This window comes from Aquiflexum sp., assembly GCF_041749095.1.
Classification (GTDB): Bacteria; Bacteroidota; Bacteroidia; order Cytophagales; family Cyclobacteriaceae; genus Aquiflexum.
In genome coordinates, this window is the sequence record NZ_JBGTCA010000136.1 from 1 (window position 1) to 1772 (window position 1772).

Here is a 1772-nt window from a genome sequence, read left to right on the forward strand (position 1 = left end):
TTCACCATGGTCAATGACTCCACAGCAAAGGGTCAGGGAGTAAATGACATGAAAGGTGGAAATGTGATGATTTTTGCCACTTTGAAAGCATTGGATCAAATGGGACTTTTAAAGGACCGAACGATAACGGTATATTTTCCGGGAGACGAAGAAAATGCGGGAGATCCTTCCTGGGTGAGCCGGGCTGATTTTGTGGAAAGAGCAAAACAGCATGATTATGCCCTGGGCTACGAAACAGCACAGGGATTCAATATCGCCACTGTGGCCAGAAGAGGTGCCAGCGGATGGACTTTGAAAACCACTGGCAGGCAGGTGCATTCCTCAGGAGTTTTTAGGGAGTCAGTGGGCTATGGGGCTATTTATGAAGCTTCAAGAATACTCAATCAATTCCGAGAGGAATTGGCAGGAGAACAATACCTGACATTTAATCCAGGACAGTTTATAGGAGGTTCAGACATCACTTATAATCCTGATACAGGAGAAGGAGAGGCTTTGGGCAAGACTAATATTGTGGCAAGGGAAGCTTTTATTACCGGTGATTTGAGATTTTTGGGCGAACCTCAAAAAGAAGCAGCAAGGGAAAGAATGAAACAGATTGTCTCCCAAAACCTGAACGGCACCACCGCCGAAATCAAATTTACAGATGGCATCCCATCCATGCCCCCAACACCCGGTAATTATGCTTTGGTGGATGTATTGAGCAAGGTCAGTGTGGATATGGGTTTTGGAGAGGTGAAAGCCGGCGATCCGGGTTCAAGGGGTGCGGGTGATATATCCTACGTGGCCGATTACCTGGACTGCATCGATGGCTTGGGGGCTTCCGGCACAGGTGCCCACTCCCCTGCTGAGACGATCAATATGAAGCAATATCCTGATTTACTGAAAAGGAGTGCGGTGTTTGTGTATAGGTTATTGGATATGTGATTTGGACAGAGACCTGTCAGGTTTTGAAAACCTGACAGGTCTTATAGGGCAATGAATCCCCTTTAAAGATAACTTTTCGCAAGCAGGTGAGGATAAAATTAATTCATCCATCATTTACTGATGTTAAATTTAGATATATCTAATACCCGCTTTTTAAAGTTTTCTCCTTATTTTGGTTGTCCTTCTAATTAAAAAACAATCTGTTCTCCAAAAGTGTAGTATTAAAAATTTTTACTTTCCAATACCACCCTTATGAAACATGTTTTCCTAATACTTTTGATTCTGATGGCTGGTCAGGGACTTGCGCAGGAAATCACCAAACCAACAGAAAGAATTATTTCCCAAACCCTCTCCCAAAGATGGGAATTGGACCCTGAGGATAAAAAAGGCACTTTCAGACTTAATTATTACAAACCTTTTTACATCACAGCAGGTCGATGGTCCAATAATCCAAACTTTCAACCGCAAAGTGAAAACCCTGACTTTTCTGTTCCAGAAGCAAAGCCCTACAACAATTACGAAGCAAAATTCCAATTGAGCTTTAAAAGCAAGGTATTACAATCCATGTTTTGGGGACATGGAGACCTTTGGATAGCTTATACACAAGCGGCACATTGGCAGATCTTCAATACCGATTTGTCCAGAACATTCAGGGAATTGAATTATGAACCTGAATTGATGTTGAATTTTGGTTTGAATGCTAATGTACTTGGCTTTAAATGGAGAACAGTTGGTGTCTCATTCAACCACCAATCCAATGGCCAGGACCTTCCAAGGTCTAGAAGCTGGAATAGGGTGATATTTCATGCAGGACTGGAAAGAGACCGATGGATGGTTGTACTTAGACC

The 1772-nt window shown here is 42.8% G+C and carries 2 protein-coding genes; both read left to right on the plus strand.

The genetic code is table 11. The features are described from left to right. Positions 1–924 (plus strand): M20/M25/M40 family metallo-hydrolase (locus ACEW8O_RS07245; RefSeq protein ID WP_373493954.1); only part of this gene is annotated, 924 nt, incomplete at its 5' end. 252 nt (positions 925–1176) lie between these two features. After that, positions 1177–1772: phospholipase A (locus ACEW8O_RS07250; RefSeq protein WP_373493955.1), on the plus strand; the 596-nt coding region annotated here is incomplete at its 3' end.